The organism is Cryobacterium cheniae (genome assembly GCF_004403395.1).
In the GTDB taxonomy this organism is placed as follows: Bacteria; Actinomycetota; Actinomycetes; order Actinomycetales; family Microbacteriaceae; genus Cryobacterium; species Cryobacterium cheniae.
Genome location: NZ_SOGN01000026.1, coordinates 50102 through 71484, shown reverse-complemented (window position 1 = coordinate 71484; position 21383 = coordinate 50102). Strand labels below are relative to the sequence as shown.

12 protein-coding genes are annotated in these 21383 nt (G+C 65.2%); 3 read left to right on the top strand and 9 right to left on the bottom strand.

Annotated elements, in window-relative coordinates; translation table 11 throughout:
- Nucleotides 1-124: 124 nt before the first annotated feature.
- From E3T23_RS15865 to E3T23_RS04655, 5 genes are all read right to left on the bottom strand, one after another.
- On the bottom strand, nt 125-571 hold the full coding sequence (locus tag E3T23_RS15865) for a type II secretion system protein (RefSeq protein WP_277612449.1): 447 nt from the start codon (nt 569-571) through the stop codon (nt 125-127).
- Nucleotides 572-765: 194 nt separating this feature from the next.
- Entirely contained in the window at nt 766-1995 is a 1230-nt protein-coding gene (locus tag E3T23_RS04670) for a type II secretion system F family protein (RefSeq protein WP_166806205.1), read from the bottom strand.
- A complete protein-coding gene (locus tag E3T23_RS04665) occupies nt 1995-3101 on the bottom strand; it encodes a type IV pilus twitching motility protein PilT (RefSeq protein WP_241977600.1) in 1107 nt (368 codons plus the stop codon). Before E3T23_RS04665 ends, E3T23_RS04670 begins: the two co-directional genes overlap by 1 nt.
- A 347-nt stretch (nt 3102-3448) precedes the next feature.
- A complete protein-coding gene (locus tag E3T23_RS04660) occupies nt 3449-5119 on the bottom strand; it encodes a GspE/PulE family protein (protein WP_134369245.1) in 1671 nt (556 codons plus the stop codon).
- 214 nt (nt 5120-5333) lie between these two features.
- The gene (locus E3T23_RS04655; protein ID WP_134369244.1) at nt 5334-6125 is read right to left on the bottom strand and encodes a hypothetical protein; all 792 of its coding nucleotides are present in this window, start codon (nt 6123-6125) and stop codon (nt 5334-5336) included.
- Nucleotides 6126-6298: 173 nt separating this feature from the next.
- Between E3T23_RS04655 and E3T23_RS04650 the strand changes: the two genes are divergently transcribed.
- The gene (locus E3T23_RS04650) at nt 6299-7759 is read left to right on the top strand and encodes a DUF222 domain-containing protein (RefSeq protein ID WP_134369243.1); all 1461 of its coding nucleotides are present in this window, start codon (nt 6299-6301) and stop codon (nt 7757-7759) included.
- Between the two features lie 240 nt (nt 7760-7999).
- Here E3T23_RS04650 and E3T23_RS04645 read toward each other — a convergent pair whose 3' ends face one another.
- From E3T23_RS04645 to rpoB, 4 genes are all read right to left on the bottom strand, one after another.
- Nucleotides 8000-10894, bottom strand: a complete 2895-nt coding sequence (locus tag E3T23_RS04645; protein WP_166806204.1) for a sensor domain-containing protein — start codon at nt 10892-10894, stop codon at nt 8000-8002.
- A 112-nt stretch (nt 10895-11006) separates the two neighbouring features.
- Nucleotides 11007-11693 carry a hypothetical protein gene (locus E3T23_RS04640; protein ID WP_134369241.1) on the bottom strand — a complete coding sequence of 229 codons (687 nt, stop codon included), beginning with the start codon at nt 11691-11693 and terminating at the stop codon, nt 11007-11009.
- 162 nt (nt 11694-11855) lie between these two features.
- Nucleotides 11856-15752 (bottom strand): DNA-directed RNA polymerase subunit beta', encoded by a 3897-nt coding sequence (locus E3T23_RS04635; protein WP_134369240.1) that lies wholly within the window; start codon nt 15750-15752, stop codon nt 11856-11858.
- A gap of 45 nt (nt 15753-15797) precedes the next feature.
- Nucleotides 15798-19292, bottom strand: coding sequence for a DNA-directed RNA polymerase subunit beta (gene rpoB, locus E3T23_RS04630; protein WP_134369239.1), 3495 nt, complete (start codon nt 19290-19292; stop codon nt 15798-15800).
- 301 nt (nt 19293-19593) lie between these two features.
- Between rpoB and E3T23_RS04625 the strand changes: the two genes are divergently transcribed.
- Nucleotides 19594-20463 (top strand): spermidine synthase, encoded by an 870-nt coding sequence (locus tag E3T23_RS04625; protein WP_134369238.1) that lies wholly within the window; start codon nt 19594-19596, stop codon nt 20461-20463.
- A 203-nt stretch (nt 20464-20666) separates the two neighbouring features.
- Nucleotides 20667-21332, top strand: a complete 666-nt coding sequence (locus E3T23_RS04620; RefSeq protein WP_241977599.1) for a tetratricopeptide repeat protein — start codon at nt 20667-20669, stop codon at nt 21330-21332.
- Nucleotides 21333-21383 lie beyond the last annotated feature (51 nt).

Here is a 21383-nt window from a genome sequence, read left to right as displayed (position 1 = left end):
TTCACCTGCCTTCGGCTTCGGGCTTCAGCAAGGCCGGCGCAGGTCCGGCCGGAGCGGTGAGCTCCAAACGCCTCATGGTGGAACTCCGCATTGCGCGAAGCCCCACCGAGAGGAAATTGGGCTGTTAGCAGGTGCCGCCATTGACGACACCATTGGCGTCGCTCACGGAGAAGACTTTCGTCGTGCTGCTCGTGCCGGCGATGCAGAACCCAGCCGTCGACGTGGCCAGTGCGAGAGCCGATGTGTTCGAGCTCTTAGTAACTCCATACGACTTTCCGGCAGTTGTCACGCCAGTGGCAGCGACGTAGAGCGCGTCGAAGGCGGCCGCCGAAGTCGCAGCAGGGAAGTCCGTGGAGTAGGCAACCATTGCAATCTTGAAATTGGCGAGGTCCGACTTCGTGGCGCTCTCCTTCGCGCTGCCCTGCACACCCAGGTACACGGGTATGGCGATGGCGGCGAGGATGCCGATGATGATGACGACCACCAGGAGCTCGATCAGGGTGAATCCCTTTTCGTTCGCTTCGGGGTTCTTGCGACGGGCGTTGAGTGCGTTGAGGCTGCGAGTGAGCACGATGGGATCCATTCGATAGGTGGCAAGAGAACCGGCCTTCGGGAACCGATCAGGATTTCACTTTACTGGCAACAACTCCCGGCTAAGACCCACGTGAGGGGGTTATTTGGTTTCGACACGCCCCCAATGCTGGGGGCACAAACAGTCACTTCCACCGCCTTGGGTCTCGGGGGCGCCAAGCGAGCTCTTGGACGTTATTTGACCACGCTGGCGATGCTGAAAATCGGCATGTACAGCGCGACGACCATGCCGCCGATCACGACGCCGAGGAATGCGATCATGAGGGGCTCGATCATGGCCGTCAGCTGTTCCGTGGCCGCCTGCACCTCGTCGTCGTAGAAGTCCGCAATTTTGTCGAGCATGACCTCGAGCGAGCCGGCATCCTCGCCGACTGCGATCATCTGGGTCACCATCGGAGGGAACACCGGCTGCTGCAGCAGCGGCGCGGAAATTGACCGCCCCTGGCGCACGGACTCCGCGACCTCGTTAAGTGCGTTCTCGATCACCCAGTTACCCGAGGTTTCACCGACGATCTTCAATGCCTGCAGGATCGGAACACCGGCGCCGATCATGTTGGAAAAGTTTCGGGCGAAGCGTGCAACTGCGATCTTCTTCAGAAGCGGGCCGAAGACGGGCAGTTTGAGCTTCAACGGGTCGACGAATTTGCGCACTCGATCTGTGTTCTTGTTTTTCCTCCACCAGACGCTGAAGGCGATTATGGCAATGGCAGAGGTCGGGGCCACCCAGACCATAGACCGGGAGATGTAGACCAACAGCATTGTCGCGGCGGGGAGCCCACTGCCCATACCTGAGAACATCTCCTCGAAGATTGGCACGATGAAGATCAACATGATCATCACGGCTACTAAAGACATGAGCAAGACCATCACGGGGTAGGTCAACGCCGACTTGATGGTGTTGCGGAGTTTGACCTCCTTCTCGAAGTTGGCCGCGATCGACTCGAGCGCGCCGTCGAGGAACCCGCCGACCTCGCCGGCACGAACCATGTTGATCATGATCGGGGGAAACGACTCGCTGTGCTTGCCCAGCGCGTCGGAGATCGAGGTGCCGGTTTCCACGTCGTCGCGCACCTGCACAAGGAGTTTCGCGAGAGGCGGGCTTTCGGTTTGCTCCGCCAGGATGTTCAGCGCGCGCAGCAGGGACAGGCCCGAGCCGATCATCGTTGCCATCTGACGGCTCATGATGGCGAGGTCCTTGAGTCCGACGCCCTTGCTGAAACCGGGGATCGTGATTTCCCGGCCGAGCCCCGTGCCCTCTGGTGCCGCTGCGATCGAGATGGGAGACAATCCCATCGTATTGAGACGGGAGGCGACGGCCGCCTCGCTGGAGGCATCCACCTTGCCCTTGATGATCTTCCCGGAGGCGTCACGTCCCTTGTAGGCGTACGCCTGTACGGTGGCCATCAGCGCTTCTCGCGGGAGTAGGAGTCACCGAAGTCGATACCCCCGGAGGCGATCGCGCGCCCAATGTCATCCGATGGGGATTCCGACCGCTGGATCAACTGGCCGATGGCGTCCGGCTCCTGCGCCTTTTCGAGCGCCGCTTCACGGGTGATCTGGCCGGCATCGACGAGCTCTGCCAGGTGCTGGTCCATCGTGTGCATGCCCAGCCCGCGACCGGCCTGCATCATCGAGGTGATCTGGTAGGTCTTGCCCTCGCGGATCAGGTTGCCGATTGCGGGAGTGGTCACGAGCACTTCGGTGGCGACAACACGGCCCTTCCCGCTGGCCTTCTTGACCAGCGTCTGACAGACGACACCCTGCAGGGTGGCGGCCAGCTGAGCGCGCACCTGACCCTGCTGATGCGGCGGGAAGACGTCGATCACTCGGTCGATGGTCTGTGCTGCGGACTGCGTGTGCAACGTGGCGAAGACGAGGTGCCCGGTCTCAGCAGCGGTCAACGCAACCGAGATCGTCTCCAGGTCGCGCAGCTCGCCAATGAGGATCACGTCGGGGTCCTGCCGCAGAACGTGCTTTAGAGCGTTTGCGAAGCTGTGCGTGTCGTGGCCGACTTCCCGCTGGTTGACCAGCGATTTCTGATGCCTGTGCAGAAATTCGATCGGGTCTTCCACGGTCATGATGTGGTCCGCGCGGGTGCGGTTGACGAGGTCGATGATCGCGGCGAGCGTCGTTGACTTGCCGGAACCCGTTGGCCCGGTCACGAGCACGAGCCCCCGAGCGAGGCCGGCGAATTTGCCGATGGAAGCCGGCACGCCGAGCTGTTCCAGAGGCTTGATCTCGCGGGGAATCAGACGGAAGGCTCCGCCGACGGAATCGCGCTGCTGGTAGAAGTTGACACGGAAGCGCGCCCCACCCGCGGTGTAGGCGAAGTCGAGTTCCTGTTCCCGCTCGAACCGCTCACGTTGGTCGGGGAGCAGCAGACTGTAGAGGGCCTTGGAAACCTTTTCCGGCATCCATCGTGGCGCGCCCTCGATGGGCCGGAGACCTCCGTCCACACGGATGCTGGGAGGCGCCCCGGCCGTGACGTGAAGGTCGGACGCATTTCGCATCACGACCTCCTCGAGCGCAGCAATCAGGTCGGGATCTGCATTCCCGAGTGCGGCGCGCTGCTCGGGGGTGAGTCGAGATTCGGCCCGGGCAACCTGTGGGGCGATGGGCTGTGGTGCAGCAGCGCGACGCCCGGGTGACGTGTATTCATCGAGTGAGTACACCTTGGTGGTTGCAGTATCGACCGAAGGTGGTACGGAGCCGTCCAGCGAGTAGACCGGAGTGGCGGCATCCTCTGTGAGAGGCAGCCTGTGCGTCGGTCGTGCCCAATCGACGCTCTCCTCAGGCGGCGTCACTGGAATCACATAAATGGGCTCATCCATGAAGCCGTCCCTCTCCTCGGGTGCCACTAGGCAACCACTCGCAAAATTTCATCAATCGAAGTCAGCCCGAGCTTGGCCTTCGCCCAACCGTCCTCACGGAGGGAAATCATTCCCTGCTCGCGAGCCATCCGGCCGATTTCTGCGCTCGAAGCGCGCGTCACGGCAAGGCGCTCAATCTCCTCGGTCACGGTCATCACCTCATGAACGGCGATGCGACCTCGGTAGCCGGTGTTGGAACAGTTCGTGCAACCAACGGGCTGGTAAATCGTTGGCAGCGGGAGGTCAGGGTCAAGCGAGAAACGCAACCGTTCAACGTACTCGCGGTCAAGCACGGCCGGCTGTTTGCAGCGCGGACAGAGCCGCCGCGCAAGGCGCTGGGCGACCACGCTGTCGAGGGCAGAGCCGACCAGGAACGGTTCGATTTCCATCTCGGTGAGGCGCGTGATGGCGCTGGGCGCATCGTTGGTGTGCAAAGTGGAGAGCACGAGGTGGCCCGTCAACGAGGCCTCGATGGCGATTTGCGCGGTCTCGTGGTCGCGGATCTCACCCAGCAGGACGACATCCGGGTCGCTGCGCAGAATGGAGCGGAGCGCGCTCGCGAAGGTGAGGCCCGCTTTGGGATTCACCTGGACCTGGTTGATGCCTTTCATCCGGTATTCCACCGGGTCTTCGACGGTGATCACGTTGATCTCGGGCCGGGCTACCGCGCCGAGCGTCGTATACAAGGTCGTCGACTTGCCGGAACCGGTCGGCCCGGTTACGAGGATCATGCCGTAAGGCTTGCTGTACGAAGTTTTGTACGCCTGGAAGTTATGTTCCAGCAGTGCGAGATCACGCACGTCGAGGCTGGTGTTCGAGTTGTCCAGGATTCGCATGACGATCTTCTCGCCCCACACCGTGGGGAGAGTTGCCACCCGGAGGTCGATCTTGCGACCACCGTGGCTGACCGACATTCGTCCGTCCTGAGGCTTCCGCCGTTCGGCGATGTCGATGTCACTCATGATCTTGAGTCGTGAGATCACGCCGCTTTGGATGCTCTTGGGCGCCGTCTGCATCTCGTGCAGAACACCGTCGATGCGGTAGCGCACCCGCATGTCAGTTTCCGCGGGCTCGATGTGAATATCGGAGGCCTTGTCCTGGATGGCCTGGCTGACGAGGAGGTTCACGAACCGCACGATGGGAGCGTCATCGTCGCCGGAGTCTGTTGCGCCGAATGCGGACGTGTCGACCGGGGCGTTCTCCTCCTCCATCGTGGAGGTGAGATTGCTGAGCTCGTCGTCGGCGCGATGGTAGCGGGTGATGGCGGCGAGCAGGTCGGCGCGCTCGGCGACGACCTGGGTGACGCGCATCCGTGATGCTTCGCGCACGTCGTCGACGGCGAAGACGTTGCCGGGGTCGACCATGGCCAGGATCAGGCGCCCATTGTCGATGGCGATCGGGAGCACTTCGTGGCGTTTGCAGACGGCCACCGGCACGAGCGCGACGGCCAGGCGATCGACGGGGTAATCGATCAGCTCGACGAAGGGCAGGTTGGCCTGCTGGGCCCGAGCCTTGGCGAACTGCACCTCGGTGATGACACCCTTGGCAACGAGGGCGCGCACGGCGGTCTCGTCGGCGGGATCGCCGGCCATGAGGTGGTCCAGCTCTTCGATCGGCAGCAGACCGTGCAGGATCAAGATTTCGGTGAGGCTGGCCACGCGATCCCCTCGAACAGGCTCGGTAAGTGAGTAACGACTAACGCTATCGTCGGGGCCGGGAGTCTTGCCAGACCCACATTGAGGGTGGGCGTGGTTTGAAAAAGCCTCTGTTCAGTGATCCTAACGCTGCCCGGCATCCGCTCGGTTGCGGCCCGCGGATTGTGGCGGTGGAATGCGGCCGGAGTGAAGCGGGTCTCAGCCCGCCTGGAGACGGCTAGACACCGCTCCAGAGGTTGTCGATGATGTTCTGCGTGTACCCCAGGGGGCCGGCATTCGTGTACTTCGTGGCGAGCCAGATGCCGTTCCGCAGGAAGTGGGACTCGCCGAACGCACCGTCGAGCGTGTTGGTTTGAATGATGCAGCGGCGGCCGTCGGATTGGCCGAAGCACTCCAGCCCGTTTGCGATGAGCCTGGCCTCCACGGCGGCACTCTGCTCCGGCGTCACCCAGACCACGTTGGTGACGATCCCGACGTCGGATCCGCCGTACGGGCTCGCCCAGACGCAGGTCAGGTGGTCGAGAGTGTCTATCTCGGCACGCAGTGCGTCGTCGTCCGTGCCGTGGGACACACCGCTGTCCGATTCCTGGGTCCAGGCCGGGTTCAGCGCGAGGCCACCGAGCGCCTGGACCATTTCCGGGCTGTAGAGCTGCGTGCATGAGGCCGGACGCGGCACGCCCGGCGCCGCGGTCTGCCCGGGGGCTGCGGTGGGCGCTCTCGTGGGCGCTTGGGTGGGGGATCCGGTGGGCACCGATGTCGCGTCGGGTGTTCCACTGGGTCCGGGAGCCACGATGCCGGATCCGGTGGACTCCCCCGCGCCCGGGAGCCCCTCGCCGCCCCGCCAGATAAGCGCCACCACGAGTGCGATGGCCAGCGCCGTTCCGAGAATGGCTAGACCGATCCAGAACCGCCGTCGGGTTGCCGGCGAGCCCGGCGTTGGGGGCTCATTCCCGGGCGCATCGTCGTTCCGGTTCCGGTTCCCGTTCTCGGCCGCATTCTCTGGGCTCATCGGCGCATCCTCCGAAGTTCTGCCCTCCACCATATCCGGGGTCTCAATTGAGGCAATCGGCTACCTGGGATGCCTCTCTGGCGGCAATTCGACGGCGAAAACAGTTTCGAATCAACTTCGCACAAAGTTGAGAAACACTCGCTTACAAGTGCGTTTTAAGCTATTCTCATATCATGATCACCCTCGCGGACGACCTCAGGCAGGCAACGGATGCCGTCGCCCGCCTGGGCTCGTCCAGCGCAGACTATGAGGCCCTGCCCGACGCCGTGGTGTTGGCCGGTCAGAAGCAGCTCGCGGCCGCCCGGCGCCTGCTCGATACCCGGTCCGCGTGGATGGCCGCGACCATCGCCCGCCGTTCCCGGCCCGAGCTCGGGCACTCGGGTCTGGCAGCGCAGCAGGGGTTCCTCTCGCCCGAAGCCCTGATCCAGAAGTGGACCGGCTCGTCCAAAGGCGACGCGTACAAGCTGGTCGCGGTCGGCACGATGATGGCCGACACCGAGGCGGCCGAGAAGCTCGTCGAAGCCGCCCTCTCGTCGCCCGACATTGATGCCGCCGGCATGGCCGGATTCGTCGCAAAGGTGCCCTGGCAGGCACCGATCGCCCGGGCCGTGACAACCGGCACCCTCTCCGTCGACGCGGCCGAGTCGATCCGTTCCGGACTCGGTCAGATCGATGCCGCGGTCACGGCTGAGAAGCTCGGGGCGGCACTCGAGACGCTGTTGGCCGAGGCGTCGACTCTGAACACCGACGAGGTCTTCAAATGCGCGAGACGGATGCGCGACCGGCTCGACGAGGCCGGCATCGCCGCCCGCGAGAAACAGGCCCACGACGACCGCTACCTGAAGGTCTACCGGCTCAGCAACGGCAACGTGCGCCTGAACGGGCTCTTCGCCCCGGAAGACGGCGAGTTCGTGCTCTCCACCTTCGACTCCATCACCGCTCCCCGCCGCGGCGGAGTGAGGTTCGTGGACCCGAAAAGGGCAGCCTGGGCCAAACGCCTGCAGGAGGACCCGCGCAGCACCGAACAGATCGCCGCGGACTCCCTCGTGCAACTACTCAAAATCGCCGGCGAGGCCGATCCCGGCCGGGTGTTCGGCGGGCGCCGCCCCGCGGTGCGTGTGATCATGACCGAGAAGGCGCTCAAGCCGGGTCAGCCGGGAGCCCCGGACCTTGCCGATGCCGCCGATTCCGCCGAGTTCGCCGCTCACGGTCAGATCGAGGGCAACCCGGTCCCGATCTCGCAGGAGACCATCGGCCGGCTGCTCTGCGACACCGGCACCCGCGGCATCCAGCTCGACGCAGAAGGCCAGATCATCAACGTCGGCCGCGACGAACGCCTCTTCACAGAGGCCCAGCGCGCCGCGATGGCCGTACGCGACGGCGGATGCCTCTGGGTCGACTGCGACAGATCACCCGCCTGGACCGAAGCCCACCACAGTAACGAATGGCTCAAAGACAACGGGAACACCGACCTCGCCGACGGAGTACTCCTCTGCCACCCGCACCACCTGCTGCTGCACAACCAGCACTGGACGATCCTCCGCAACGGAACGGACTACTCGCTCCGGCCACCGGTGGAAGTGGACCCGGAGCAGAAGTTGATCGCACTGCCGAGCAAGAGACCTGGGCTTTAGGCCGGGAGTCTGGCCTCTGGGCTCGACGGGCTCGACGGGCTCGACCAGCGTCGGGGGATCCTTCGGAGATCGGGTCGCCGGGTTTCGACAAGCTCAACCTCCGGAGATCGGGTCGCCGGGTCTCGACAAGGCCAACCACCGGAAATCGGGTCGCCGGGTCTCGACAAGCTCAACCACCGGAAATCGGGTCGCCGGGTCTCGACAGGCTCGACCACCGGGATGGGGAACCGGCGGGCGGGGTCAGGGGGCGAAGAGCAGGGCGGGGGACGCGCTGGGGGCCGGCTTCGAGAAGAGGTAGCCCTGGCCGTAGCGGCAGCCCATTCCCTGCAGCAGGTCCCGCTGGGAGGGCGTCTCGATGCCCTCCGCGACGACGTCCAGGTTCAGGGAATCGGCCAGGCGCAGGATTCCCTCCACGATCGCGCGATCGTGGTCGGAACTCTCGACGTCGCGAATGAACGTCAGGTCGATCTTGAGCAGGTCGACCGTGAACGCTCGCAGGTGAGTGAAGGACGAATACCCCGTGCCGAAGTCGTCGATCGCCAGGCGCACACCGAGCGCGCGCAGTTCCTGGAACGTCCTGGCCGCGGAATCGATGGCGTGGAGCACCGCGCTCTCGGTCAGCTCCAGCCAGAGCTGTTCCGGCGGCAACCCCGATTCGGCGAGGGCCCGCTTGACGACGTCACCGAAGTCATCCTGCACGAACTGCCGCGCGGACACGTTGACGCTGACCGCCATTCCCGGTTCCAGCCCCGTGGCCGCCCGGCAGGCCTGACCGAGCACGGTCGCCCCGATCCCCTTGATCAGGCCCACTTCCTCGGCCAGGGCAATGAAGTCCCCCGGCATCACGAGCCCGCGTTCGGGACGACGCCAGCGAGCCAGAGCCTCGGTGGCCACCACCTGGTGGTTCTGCAGGTCCACGATCGGCTGGTACCAGGTTTCGATCTCGCCCAGGTCCACCGCATCGCGGAGGGCCAGCTCGCTGTCGAGCCGCTGATGGATGCGGTACCGGAGATCGTCGTCGAAGACCTCGTAGCGGGCGCGCCCGCGGTCCTTCGCCTGATACATGGCCTGGTCCGCGTTGCGCAGGAGCAGCTCGGCGTCGTCGTGCCCGAGGCCGAAGGCGATCCCGATGCTGGCATCGACGGATGCGAACTGGTCGCCGATCATGATCGGCCGCGCGATGGCCTCCTGGATCGTGTCGGCGACGCGGTGCACGGCCTCGCTGCCGCCGACATCCGGGCAGATCACCACGAACTCGTCGCCCCCGATCCGGGACACCGTGTCGCCGGCCCGGACGCTCTGCCGCAGGCGGAGCGCAACCTCGATCAGCACGGAATCTCCGGCGTGGTGCCCGAGGCTGTCATTGACGAACTTGAATCGGTCGAGGTCGATGAACAGCACCGCAACACCGCGACCCTGCCGCGAGCTTTGCAGCAGCGCCTGCTTCAAACGGTCGAGCAGCAGCAGACGGTTGGGCAGGTTCGTCAGCGGGTCGTGGAAGGCCAGGTGTTCCACCCGCGCCTCCGCGCGGCGGCGGGCGGTGATGTCCTCCACCTGGTACAGCAGTCCCCCGACCTGGTCGCCCTCGAAGATCTCGGCGATGCTGACCTTGACCCAGGTTTCCTGGATGCCGCTGTGGCGCATCCGTCGGTCCAAGCGCTGGCGGGTGGACGCGCCGTCGAGATCCGGGCCGTCCGGCAGCGCGTCGCCATCGTTCTCCGGCGGCATGAAGATCGTGTCGATGGGGGTGTCGACCAGTGTGCTGCTTCGCCCTGCCAGCTCCAGGAGCCGTTTGTTGGCAGCCACCACTTGTCCGTCGAGGGACACGATGGCCGTTCCGAGCGGCGAGGAGGCGAAGGCGGCCTCGAACCGGGCGGCGGCCTCCGCCGCCGCGTTCTCGGCCGCACGCTGCGCGGTCACATCGGTGACGCTGGCCAGGTGCCCGATGACGCCCTTCGCATCACGCATCGGGGCGGTGCTCACCTGCACCCAATTGACCTGCCCTGCCGGAGTACGGAACCGCAGGGTCGTTTCGTAGGGCACGCCGGCGGCGGCGCTCGCTTCCCAACCGCGGAGCACACGCTCGGCGTCGTCCGGATGGAGCGCGCTGGCCCAACCGTCGCGGCGCGACTGGCTCTTCGTCAGGCCGCTGAGCTCGAGCCACTGGTCGTTGGCGGAAATGAGCCCGCCCGTGGCATCCAGTTGCACGATTCCCACCGGTGCGATCTTGATCAGGGTGTGCAGCGTGTCGGCGGTCTCCGCCAGCTGGCGGGTGCGGTTGTCGACGGTCGCCTCGAGAGTGTGGTTGGCCTCGGCGAGAGCGTGCATGGCGGCATCACGCTGGCGATCGAGGTCGCGCAGCCGGCGAGCCGCGACCCAGGCCAGCACGCAGCTGCCCACCGTCATGCCGAGGATCAGGATGGCGACCCCGAAAGCCGTGTCGTACCACCCCCGGCGCTCACCCCACAGTCGAAGCCAGCCGAGCACGAACGGGCCGAGAACCAGGAACGGAAGCACCTGGAAGAGAAGTCGCCCCGCGCTGCCCCCGTTGCGAAGAAGGCCGATCAGGCCGGCATCCGGACGCTGACACAGCAACGCGGACGCCAGGATCGCGATGGCCAGGGCCGTCTGCCAGGCCATGCTCGTGTAGCCACCGAGCGAATACAGCGAGGAGACGCCATAGGCGTAGCCGAGGATCGCGACCAGGCTGACGCCTAAGGCCGCGAGCGCGAAGCCGAGCATCACGGCGGACCGAGAGGCCCGGCCTGCGACGACGGATGCCCCCAGCAGGACCAGCGCCACCGCCGTGGCCGGCGCCATCCGTTCGGGTTGTCCCCCGAAGTCGATTCCGGGCAACAGAACATCGATGCCGAGCGAATGGCCGAAGACGTACTCGGCCAGCGTGAGGGCGCCGATCACGGCGGCCACCAGACCCAAAGTCAGGGGCAGTCGGCGACGGTCGAACGCGAGCAGGGCAACCGCCACCAGCACGAGCCCCACTACCGCCGTCGGCTTAATCGCCAACAGGGAACCGATCACCGGCGGCAGGGCGTCGACGCCGACATACCAACCGACCAGAATGAGGAGCCCCGTGGCACCGACTACCGCCGCACCGACCTGCCCGACCAAACGCATGCTGTTTCTTCGATCCCGAAAAGTAACGGTGCCGGCCGTTGTGTCAACAGACTGGGTGGGCGAATTGCGCCGACCTCTCGGCCGCCGAGCGTCGACCGTTGCGCGCCCGATGTCAGGCATCACGCCAGACGTTCGCGATGATGTCGTGCGTGTAGCCGTCCGGTCCGGCATTGAAGTAGCGGGTGGCCAGCCAAATGCCGTCGCGAAGGAAGTGCGACTCGCCGGCGAGCTCACCGTTCTCCGTTGCCTCGAGGAGGCAGCGCATGCCGTCAAGTTCCTCGTAGCAGTTCATGCCGGCGGCGGTCAGCCGGCTCTGAACCTGGGATTGCTGCTCCGGGGTGACCCAGACCAGTTCCGTGGTGAGTCCCAGGCCGGACCCGCCGTTCTCGTTCGCCCAGACGCAGGTGAGGTGTTCGCCGGCGGCGTCGATCAGGGTGACCAGCTCTGCGTCGTCAGAGCCTCGGGTGACTCCCGAGTTCTCCTCGGTCACCCAGGCGGGGTTCAGCACCAAATCATCGAAAGCCGCCACCATCGCCGGGCTGTACAGCTGCTCACACTGGGTGGGGCGGGGCACCCCCGGCGCGGACGTCGCCGCCGGTTCCGGAGTGATGGCCTGCGGGGCGGGAGACGAACTCGGCTGCGGTCGCCCGGCCGTGGCGGCCCCGGGCGTGCCCGCTCCCCCGCGCCAGACAATGAGCAACACGACGAGAGCGACGACCAGCAGGGAGCCGACGGTGCCGAGGAGCACCCACATCCGTCGACGCGTCAACACCGAAGCGGACACCGGACCTGCAGCCATGCGATACCCCCAGGATGTTTGGGCACCAGCCTACCGTGGGTCGCGGGAGGCTCGGCTCTCGACAGGCTCGACCACCGGGTGCGGCTCGACCACCGGCGGGCGTTAACGGAGGATGGCCCCCTGCCGAGGCAGAGGGCCATCCGTGGAACCTATCGCTAGTGACTAGTTGTAGGTGCCGGGGGTGAAGTCGTCCGACGAGAAGCTGTCGAAGTCGACGAAGCTGAGGTCACCCTCGTTGAACGCTGCATCATCGGTGAAGATGCGGTTCGGGTAACGCTCGGCCTTGGCCTCATCCGTTGCCTCGACGGTGACGTCGCGGTAACGGGCAAGACCGGTGCCGGCCGGGATCAACTTACCGATGATGACGTTCTCCTTGAGGCCCATCAGCGGGTCGCTCTTGCCTTCCATAGCCGCCTGGGTCAGAACCCGGGTGGTCTCCTGGAAGGAAGCGGCCGACAGCCAGGACTCGGTCGCCAGCGAAGCCTTGGTGATACCCAGGACTTCCTGACGAGCCGAAGCCGTCTTCTTGCCCTCGGTGAGCGCGGTGCGGTTGAGGTCGTTGTACTTCAACCGGTCAACGAGCTCGCCGGGGAGCAGGCCGGTGTCGCCGTGCTCGACGACGGTGACCTTACGAAGCATCTGGCGAACGATGACCTCGATGTGCTTGTCGTGAATCGGCACACCCTGCGAACGGTAGACATCCTGCACGCCACCGACGATGTGCTTCTGCACGGCGCGAACACCCTTGACCCGAAGAACTTCCTTCGGGTCGACGGCGCCGATGATGATCTGCGTGCCGAGCTCGACGTGCTGGCCATCCTCGACGAGGAGGGTGGAGCGCTTGAGCACCGGGTAGGCAATCGCCTCGTCGCCGTTGTCGGGGGTCAGGATGACCTTCCGGCTGCGGTCGGTGTCCTCGATGGTGATGCGACCGGCGGTGTCGACGATCGGCGACGCACCCTTGGGGGTACGGGCCTCGAACAGTTCCTGCACGCGAGGCAGACCCTGGGTGATGTCGTCGGCGGATGCCGATCCACCGGTGTGGAAGGTACGCATCGTGAGCTGGGTACCCGGCTCACCGATGGACTGTGCAGCGATGATACCGACGGCCTCACCGATGTCGACGAGCAGCCCGGTGGCCAGCGAACGGCCGTAGCAGACCGCGCACACACCGACGGCGGACTCACAGGTCAGCACCGAGCGCACCTTGATGGACTCGACACCGGCCTCGACCAGCTTGTCGATGAGCACGTCGCCCACGTCGTCGCCGGCGTCGGCGACAACCTCGCCCTTGGCGTTGACCGCCGCGGCGGCCAGGCTGCGAGCGTAGACCGCGTTCTCCACGTTGGGGTGGCGAACGAGGTCGCCCATCGGGTTGACCTCCGCGATCGGCAGTTCCAGGCCCTTGGTCGTGCCGCAGTCGTCTTCACGGATGATGACATCCTGCGAGACGTCCACGAGACGACGCGTGAGGTACCCGGAGTCAGCGGTACGCAGAGCCGTGTCGGCCAGACCCTTACGAGCACCGTGAGTAGCAATGAAGTACTCGGCGACGGACAGGCCTTCGCGGTAGCTCGAGATGATCGGGCGAGGGATGATCTCACCCTTCGGGTTGTTGACCAGGCCTCGCATACCGGCGATGTTCCGCACCTGCAGCCAGTTACCACGGGCACCGGAGGTGACCATGCGGTTGATGGTGTTGTCCTTCGGGAAGTTCTCCTGCATGGCCGCGGCAACGTCTTCCGTTGCCTTGGTCCAGATCTGGATGAGCTCCTGGCGACGCTCGAGGTCGGTCGTGAGACCCTTCTCGAACTGCGACTGAACCTTGGCGGCCTGCTTCTCGTAGCCGGCAACGATCTGCGGCTTGTTCGGCGGGGTCAGGATGTCGCTGAGCGCCACGGTCACACCGGAGCGGGTAGCCCAGTAGAAACCGGCGTCCTTGACGCGGTCCAGCGTCGCGGCAACTTCCACCTTCGGGTACCGCTCGGCGAGGTCGTTCACGATCGCCGAGAGGGTGCCCTTGTCGGCGACCTTTTCGAAGTACGGGTAGTTGACCGGCATGGCCTCGTTGAAGATGGCGCGGCCGAGCGTGGTGGTCACCAGCACGACACCGACAGCCTGCCCATCGACCAGTTCGACTCCGTCGGGCTGCGTGCCCTCTTCGAAGAACTTGTCGGTGAGGCGGATGCGCACCTTGGCGTTCAGGTCGAGCGACTTCTGGTCGAAAGCAAGAATCGCTTCCGCAACCGAGGAGAACGCGCGGCCCTCGCCGATGACGCCTTCCTTGAGCGTGGTCAGGTGGTGCAGACCGATGATCATGTCCTGCGTGGGCAGGGTCACCGGGCGACCATCGGACGGCTTCAGGATGTTGTTCGACGCGAGCATCAGGATGCGCGCTTCGGCCTGGGCTTCCATCGACAGCGGCAGGTGGACTGCCATCTGGTCACCGTCGAAGTCGGCGTTGAACGCGGCACAGACGAGGGGGTGCAGCTGGATGGCCTTACCCTCCACGAGCTGAGGCTCGAACGCCTGGATGCCGAGGCGGTGAAGCGTCGGCGCACGGTTCAGCAGCACGGGGCGCTCGCGGATGATCTCCTCGAGCACGTCCCAGACCTGCGGGCGTGAACGTTCGACCATGCGCTTGGCGGCCTTGATGTTCTGAGCGTGGCTCAGGTCGATCAGGCGCTTGATCACGAACGGCTTGAACAGCTCGAGTGCCATCTGCTTGGGCAGACCACACTGGTGCAGCTTGAGCTGCGGGCCGACGACGATGACCGAACGGCCGGAGTAGTCGACGCGCTTGCCGAGCAGGTTCTGACGGAAACGACCCTGCTTGCCCTTGAGCATGTCGCTCAGGGACTTGAGGGCGCGGTTGCCGGTACCCGTGACGGGACGGCCACGACGACCGTTGTCGAAGAGCGCGTCAACGGCCTCCTGCAGCATCCGCTTCTCGTTGTTCACAATGATCTCGGGGGCACCGAGGTCAAGCAGACGACGCAGGCGGTTGTTGCGGTTGATCACACGACGGTAGAGGTCGTTGAGGTCGCTGGTCGCGAAGCGGCCACCGTCGAGCTGCACCATCGGGCGCAGTTCGGGCGGGATCACGGGGACGACGTCGAGCACCATGGCGGCCGGCGAGTTGCCGGTGATGATGAACGCGTTGACCACGCGGAGGCGCTTGATCGCACGGATCTTCTTCTGGCCCTTGCCCTCGGCGATCTGCAGGTGCAGGTTTTCGCTCTCGGTGACCAGGTCGAAGGCCTCGAGGCGCTTCTTGATGGCTTCGGCGCCCATGTAGGCCTCGAAGTACATGCCGAAGCGGTCCTGCAGCTCGTGGAAGACCGAGTCCTCAGGCTTGAGGTCGCCGACCTTGAGGGTGCGGAAGTCCTCCCACACGCGCTCGAGGTGAGCGATCTGCTCGTCGAGAGACTTGCGGACCTGGCTCATCTCCTTCTCGGCGGCGTCCTTGGTGCGCTTCTTCTGGTCGCTCTTGGCGCCTTCGGCCTCCAGTGCGGCGAGGTCGGTTTCCAGGCGCTGCAGACGGTCGGCGATGCGGGAATCGCGCTGACCCTCGATGGTCTTGATCTCGAGGCGGAGCTCGTTCTCAAGGCCCGGCATGTCCTGGTGGCGGCCGTCTTCGTCCACCGTGATGACCATGTACGCGGCGAAGTAGATGACCTTTTCGAGGTCCTTCGGAGCCATGTCCAGCAGGTAGCCGAGACGCGAGGGGACACCCTTGAAGTACCAGATGTGGGTGACCGGGGCGGCGAGCTCGATGTGGCCCATGCGCTCACGGCGCACCGACGACTTCGTGACCTCTACACCACAGCGCTCACAGACGATGCCTTTGAAGCGCACTCGCTTGTACTTGCCGCACGAGCATTCCCAGTCCCGGGACGGGCCGAAGATCTGCTCGCCGAACAAGCCGTCTTTTTCCGGCTTGAGCGTGCGGTAGTTGATGGTTTCGGGCTTCTTGACCTCACCATGGGACCAGCGACGGATGTCGTCGGCGGTCGCAAGGCCAATGCGAAGCTCGTCAAATGTGGTTACGTCGAGCAATTTCTCTCCTTGGAAAGTATTCGAAGTGTTCGTCATCGGCCGGGCCTAGATGTCGTCGATCGAGGACGACTCAAACCGGGTGGAAATGTTGATGCCGAGTTCTTCCGCAGCGCGGAACACCTCGTCATCCGTGTCGCGCAGGCTGACGGCGGTGCCGTCGCTCGACAGCACCTCGACGTTCAGGCACAGCGACTGCATTTCCTTGATCAGAACCTTGAAGCTCTCGGGGATACCCGGCTCCTGGATGTTCTCGCCCTTGACGATGGCCTCGTAGACCTTCACGCGGCCGAGGATGTCATCGCTCTTGATGGTCAGGAGTTCCTGCAGGGCGTAAGCGGCTCCGTATGCTTCGAGCGCCCACACCTCCATCTCACCGAAACGCTGTCCGCCGAACTGCGCCTTACCACCCAGCGGCTGCTGCGTGATCATGGAGTAGGGGCCGGTGGAACGGGCGTGGATCTTGTCATCGACAAGGTGGTGGAGCTTCAGGATGTACATGTAGCCCACGGAGACCGGGTTCGGGAACGGCTCACCGGAGCGGCCGTCGAACAGCTGGGTCTTACCGGTGTGGTCGATCAGGCGGTCGCCGTCGCGGGTCGGGGTCGTGGAGTCGAGGAGACCCTCGATCTCAACCTCGAGCGCGCCGTCGAACACCGGGGTCGCGACCTTGGTGTTCGGAGCGGCACTGTGCGCGGCCTCGGGCAGACGGCCGGCCCACTTGGGCTTGCCTTCCACCTGCCAGCCCTGCTTGGCGATCCAGCCCAGGTGGGTTTCCAGGACCTGGCCGAAGTTCATCCGGCCCGGGATGCCCAGCGGGTTGAGGATGATGTCGACCGGGGTTCCGTCGGCGAGGAACGGCATGTCCTCGATCGGCAGGATGCGCGAAATGACACCCTTGTTGCCGTGACGGCCGGCGAGCTTGTCACCCTCGGTGATCTTGCGCTTCTGGGCGATGAAGACGGCAACGCGCTGGTTGACGCCCGAGCCGAGCTCGTCGTCGCCGTCCTGCGAGTCGAAGACCTTGACACCGATGATGGTGCCGCGCTCACCGTGGGGAACCTTCAGGCTCGTGTCGCGAACTTCGCGGCTCTTCTCGTTGAAGATGGCGCGCAGCAGGCGTTCCTCGGCGGACAGCTCGGTCTCGCCCTTGGGCGTGACCTTGCCGACGAGGATGTCGCCGGGGCGAACCTCGGCACCGATCCGGATGATGCCGCGCTCGTCGAGGTCGGCGAGCAGGTCAGGCGACACGTTGGGCAGGTCGCGAGTGATCTCTTCCTTGCCCAGCTTGGTGTCGCGAGCGTCGACCTCGTATTCCTCGATGTGAATCGAGGAGAGGGTGTCGTCCTTGACCAGGTTCTGGCTCAGGATGATCGCGTCCTCGAAGTTGTAGCCTTCCCACGGCATGAACGCGACGAGCAGGTTCTTGCCGAGAGCGAGCTCTCCGTTTTCGGTGGCGGGACCGTCGGCGATGACTTCGCCGACTTCGATCCGCTCGCCGGCCTGCACGATGACGCGGTGGTTGTAGCTCGTGCCCTGGTTGGAGCGCGCGAACTTGCGCAGGTAGTACTCCTGCGTGCCGCCCTCGTCGAGCTGGATGGTGACGACGTCGGCCGAAACCTCCATCACCACGCCGGCCTTGTCGGCGGTGAGCACGTCACCGGCGTCAATGGCCGCGAAGACCTCCATGCCGGTACCGACGAGCGGGCTCTCGCTCATCAGGAGCGGGACGGCCTGACGCTGCATGTTGGCACCCATCAGGGCGCGGTTCGCATCGTCGTGCTCGAGGAACGGGATCAGCGAGGTGGCGACGGACACCATCTGGCGAGGCGAGACATCCATGTAGCCGATGTCTTCCGCGGGGAAGAGGTCAACCTCTCCACCCTTCTTGCGGGCGAGAACACGGGCCTCGGCGAAGCGCCAGTCCTTGGTGAGGGGGGCGTTCGCCTGGGCGACGATGAACTCGTCTTCTTCGCTGGCGGTGAGGTAGTCGATCTGGTCGTTCATGACCTTGCCATCGACGACGCGGCGGTACGGGGTCTCAATGAAACCGAAGGCGTTGATCCGGGCGAACGAGGCGAGCGAACCGATCAGGCCGATGTTCGGGCCTTCCGGGGTTTCAATGGGGCACATACGGCCGTAGTGCGAGGGGTGAACGTCTCGCACCTCGACGCCGGCACGGTCACGGGACAGACCACCCGGGCCCAGCGCGGACAGTCGACGCTTGTGCGTCAGTCCGGCGAGCGGGTTGTTCTGGTCCATGAACTGCGACAGCTGCGAGGTACCGAAGAACTCCTTGATCGCGGCGACGACGGGACGCACGTTGATCAGGGTCTGCGGGGTGATCGCTTCGATGTCCTGCGTGGTCATGCGCTCGCGAACGACGCGCTCCATCCGGGACAGGCCGGTGCGGACCTGGTTCTGGATGAGCTCGCCGACGGCACGGATGCGACGGTTACCGAAGTGGTCGATGTCGTCGATGTCGATGCGGATGTCGGTCGGCTTGCCGTCGCGGATCCCGGCGATCGTGGTCTGGTTGTCGTGCAGCGCAACCAGGTACTTGATCGTGGCCAGGATGTCCTTGAGCGTCAGCACGGAGTCGCTGAGCGGCGCCTCGAGGCCGAGCTTGCGGTTGATCTTGTAACGACCGACCTTGGCCAGGTCGTAGCGCTTGGAGTTGAAGAAGAAGTTGTCGAGGAGCGCCCGCGCGGCCTCGGCGGCAACCTGCTCGCCCGGGCGCAGCTTGCGGTAGATGTCCTTGAGGGCTTCTTCCTTGGTGAGGATGTTGTCCTTCTCGAGGGTGAGCTCGATGGACGCGAAGCCCTTGAACTCTTCGAGGATCTCTTCGCTCGTGAGGCCGAGGGCCTTGAGGAAGACGGTGACGGACTGCTTGCGCTTGCGGTCGATGCGAACGCCGACCTGGTCACGCTTGTCGATCTCGAATTCGAGCCAGGCACCACGGCTCGGGATGACGCGAGCGGAGTAGATGTCCTTGTCGGAGGTCTTCTCCTGCTGGCGGTCGAAGTAGACGCCCGGGGAGCGGACCAGCTGCGACACGACGACACGCTCGGTGCCGTTGATCACGAAGGTGCCCTTGGGGGTCATCAGCGGGAAGTCACCCATGAACACGGTCTGGGTCTTGATCTCACCGGTGAGGTGGTTCATGAACTCAGCGTTCACATAGAGCGGTGCGGAGTAGGTCTTGCCCTTTTCCTTGCACTCGTCAATGGTGTACTTCTCCGGCTCGAGCTCCGGGTTGGTGAACGACAGCTGCATCGTTTCGCCGAGGTCCTCGATGGGTGAGATCTCTTCGAAGATCTCGTCGAGCCCGGTGCGAGTCGGCAGGTCCTGTCGACCGGCCGCCTGGCCTTCTGCGACACGCTGTTTCCAGTTGTCGTTACCGACGAGCCAGTCGAAGCTCTCGGTCTGCAAAGCAAGCAGATCCGGAACAGTCAGATTGTCGGTGATCTTCGCGAACGAAAGACGGCCGGCGGCACGTCCGTTCTTGGGTGAGTTGGTGGTTGCGTTGCGCGCAGCAGCCAAGGAAATAACCTCCGTGGACCCCGTCAGGTCTAGTCACTGTTAGTAAGGAATACCGAGTACGAACTCCTCAGACCCTCGAGTTCTGAATTTCCAGTGTTCTGAAATTCTGGGCCGAGGTATGCGTCAAGGTGGCTTGAGCACGCAAAGCCGACCGCAATATGAAGGCAGAGTTTAGTCTGGGAGCGCAATGTTCAACTATAGGCCCGATTGGCTCGCCATGTCCACTCGAATCTTGACGTCCCGGAAATTCTCAGGTATAAGTCCGGCGCGGCCGGCGCTGGAGAGGGCGCAGACTTGAGAGATGAGCAGGCCTGCAGCGCACCATCCGTCGATCACCTTGAAGCTGAGCGGCCACCACGCCGTGATCGAGCCCGACCGGTTCACCCCGGGCAGCTTCAACCTGATCGTGGACGGCACGCCGCAGTCGAATGTGAACATGGACGACCCGGGCGAGCTGTTCTTCGAGTACGTGCAGCGGATCGGGCATGTGATCGACCTGATCGGCGAGGTGCGTGAGCCGATCACGGCGGTGCACCTGGGCGCCGGCGCGCTGACCCTCCCCCGGTATGTGGAGGCCACCCGGCCGGGCTCCCGCCAGCAGGTCGTAGAGCTGGAAAGCGACCTGATCGACTTCGTGCGCGGCGAGCTGCCATGGGACAAGCGGGCGCAGCTGCGCGTGCGGCACGGTGACGCCCGCGAGGTGCTGGCCAAACTGCCGGCCGGACTGACCGGCGCGGTGGACCTCGTCGTCGTGGACATCTTCTCCGGGGCCCGCACCCCGGCCCATGTGACCAGCCGCGAGTTCTACGAGCTGACCGCCCCCCTGCTGTCGCCGCGCGGGGTGCTGGTCGTGAACGTCGCCGACGGGCCCGGACTGCCGTTCGCCCGTTCGCAGGCCGCGACGCTGTCCGCCGTCTTCGGGCACGTGCTCGCCCTCGCGGAGACCCAGGTGCTCAAGGGGCGCCGGTTCGGCAACATCGTCTTCGTCGCCGCGCACACCCCCCTCGACCTGAGCTGGGTGCAGCGGCTACTGGCGGGCGGGCCGCATCCGTCGAAGGTGGTCGAGGGCGCCGAGCTCACACAGTTCATGGCGACCGCACTGGTGACGACGGATGCGACGGCGACCCCCTCGCCGCTGCCCGGCCGCACGATGTTCCAGCTCGGCAGCTGAGCCGGCGGGGGTTGCGCGCCGGGCGCTCGGCGGACGGGGCGCGCAGGCGGCGTGTCCGTGGGATCGGGTGTGGCCGACTAAGGAGTTCCGGGGCCACGGTGCTGCGGTCATCCGGTTTCACGCGGCGGGAAGTGCACCCGCGCCCGAATCTCCTGAGTCAGCCGCAGAGACAGCTCCTGAGTCAGCTGCAGGCACAGCGCCGCATGCTGGCAGATCCCGGCGGATGGCGACGGATCGCCGCCGATCGGGGGCCACCCCGCCCGGCCGGGGCTACGCTGGACGGGACCACGTTTTCTCCGCGGCATGCGCCGCCTTCGCCTCAGGACCACACCCTGCCCATCATCACTGGCTATGACGCCGTCACCCTGCGTGAGAAAGTCGACCTATCCGCTGCTGAGCTGCGCCTCGACGAGCTCGGCGAGCTGCGCAGCCTCTCCGCCCTCAATGAGAAGGTCGTGCTGCTGCGCCTGACCGGTCGGCTCGACGAGGCCTGGGACATGGCGAACGCGGCACTGCGCCAGTCCCGATTCACCGGGTCGCGGGAGGAACTCGCCTTCAGCCGCATCCGTCGCGCCCAGGTGCAGCAGTTCCGGGGCAAGCTCGACGAAGCGGTGACCGAACTGACCCACTGCGTGCTCGAGTCCGAGACGCACGAATGGGCCAGCGTGGCGTCGTTCGCCCGGGAGAGCCGCGGCAAGGTGTACTTCGAACAGGGCGATCTCGACGCCGCCCTGACCGATTTCAAGGCCTCGGTGACGCTGCGCGAGCAGGCCGGAGCCACGCCCGCCCTGCTCGAGAGCGCGCTCGTCGCGGTTGCCGTGGTCGAGTCCTTCATCGCGGAGCGCCGACAGGCCCGCCTCCGTCAGTAGCGCTTCGGCGCCGCACCGGCTCGCTGCCGCTGCTGGCTGGGTCCTGCCGGC

What these genes read in the sequence shown, in the direction of transcription:
- E3T23_RS04670 (WP_166806205.1), bottom strand. Translation starts at nt 1,995, where the DNA reads ATGGCCACCGTACAGGCGTACGCCTACAAGGGACGTGACGCCTCCGGG.
- E3T23_RS04665 (WP_241977600.1), bottom strand. Translation starts at nt 3,101, where the DNA reads ATGCGAAATGCGTCCGACCTTCACGTCACGGCCGGGGCGCCTCCCAGC.
- E3T23_RS04655 (WP_134369244.1), bottom strand. Translation starts at nt 6,125, where the DNA reads ATGAGCCCAGAGAATGCGGCCGAGAACGGGAACCGGAACCGGAACGAC.
- E3T23_RS04650 (WP_134369243.1), top strand. Translation starts at nt 6,299, where the DNA reads ATGATCACCCTCGCGGACGACCTCAGGCAGGCAACGGATGCCGTCGCC.
- E3T23_RS04645 (WP_166806204.1), bottom strand. Translation starts at nt 10,894, where the DNA reads ATGCGTTTGGTCGGGCAGGTCGGTGCGGCGGTAGTCGGTGCCACGGGG.
- E3T23_RS04640 (WP_134369241.1), bottom strand. Translation starts at nt 11,693, where the DNA reads ATGGCTGCAGGTCCGGTGTCCGCTTCGGTGTTGACGCGTCGACGGATG.
- E3T23_RS04625 (WP_134369238.1), top strand. Translation starts at nt 19,594, where the DNA reads ATGAGCAGGCCTGCAGCGCACCATCCGTCGATCACCTTGAAGCTGAGC.
- E3T23_RS04620 (WP_241977599.1), top strand. Translation starts at nt 20,667, where the DNA reads ATGCTGGCAGATCCCGGCGGATGGCGACGGATCGCCGCCGATCGGGGG.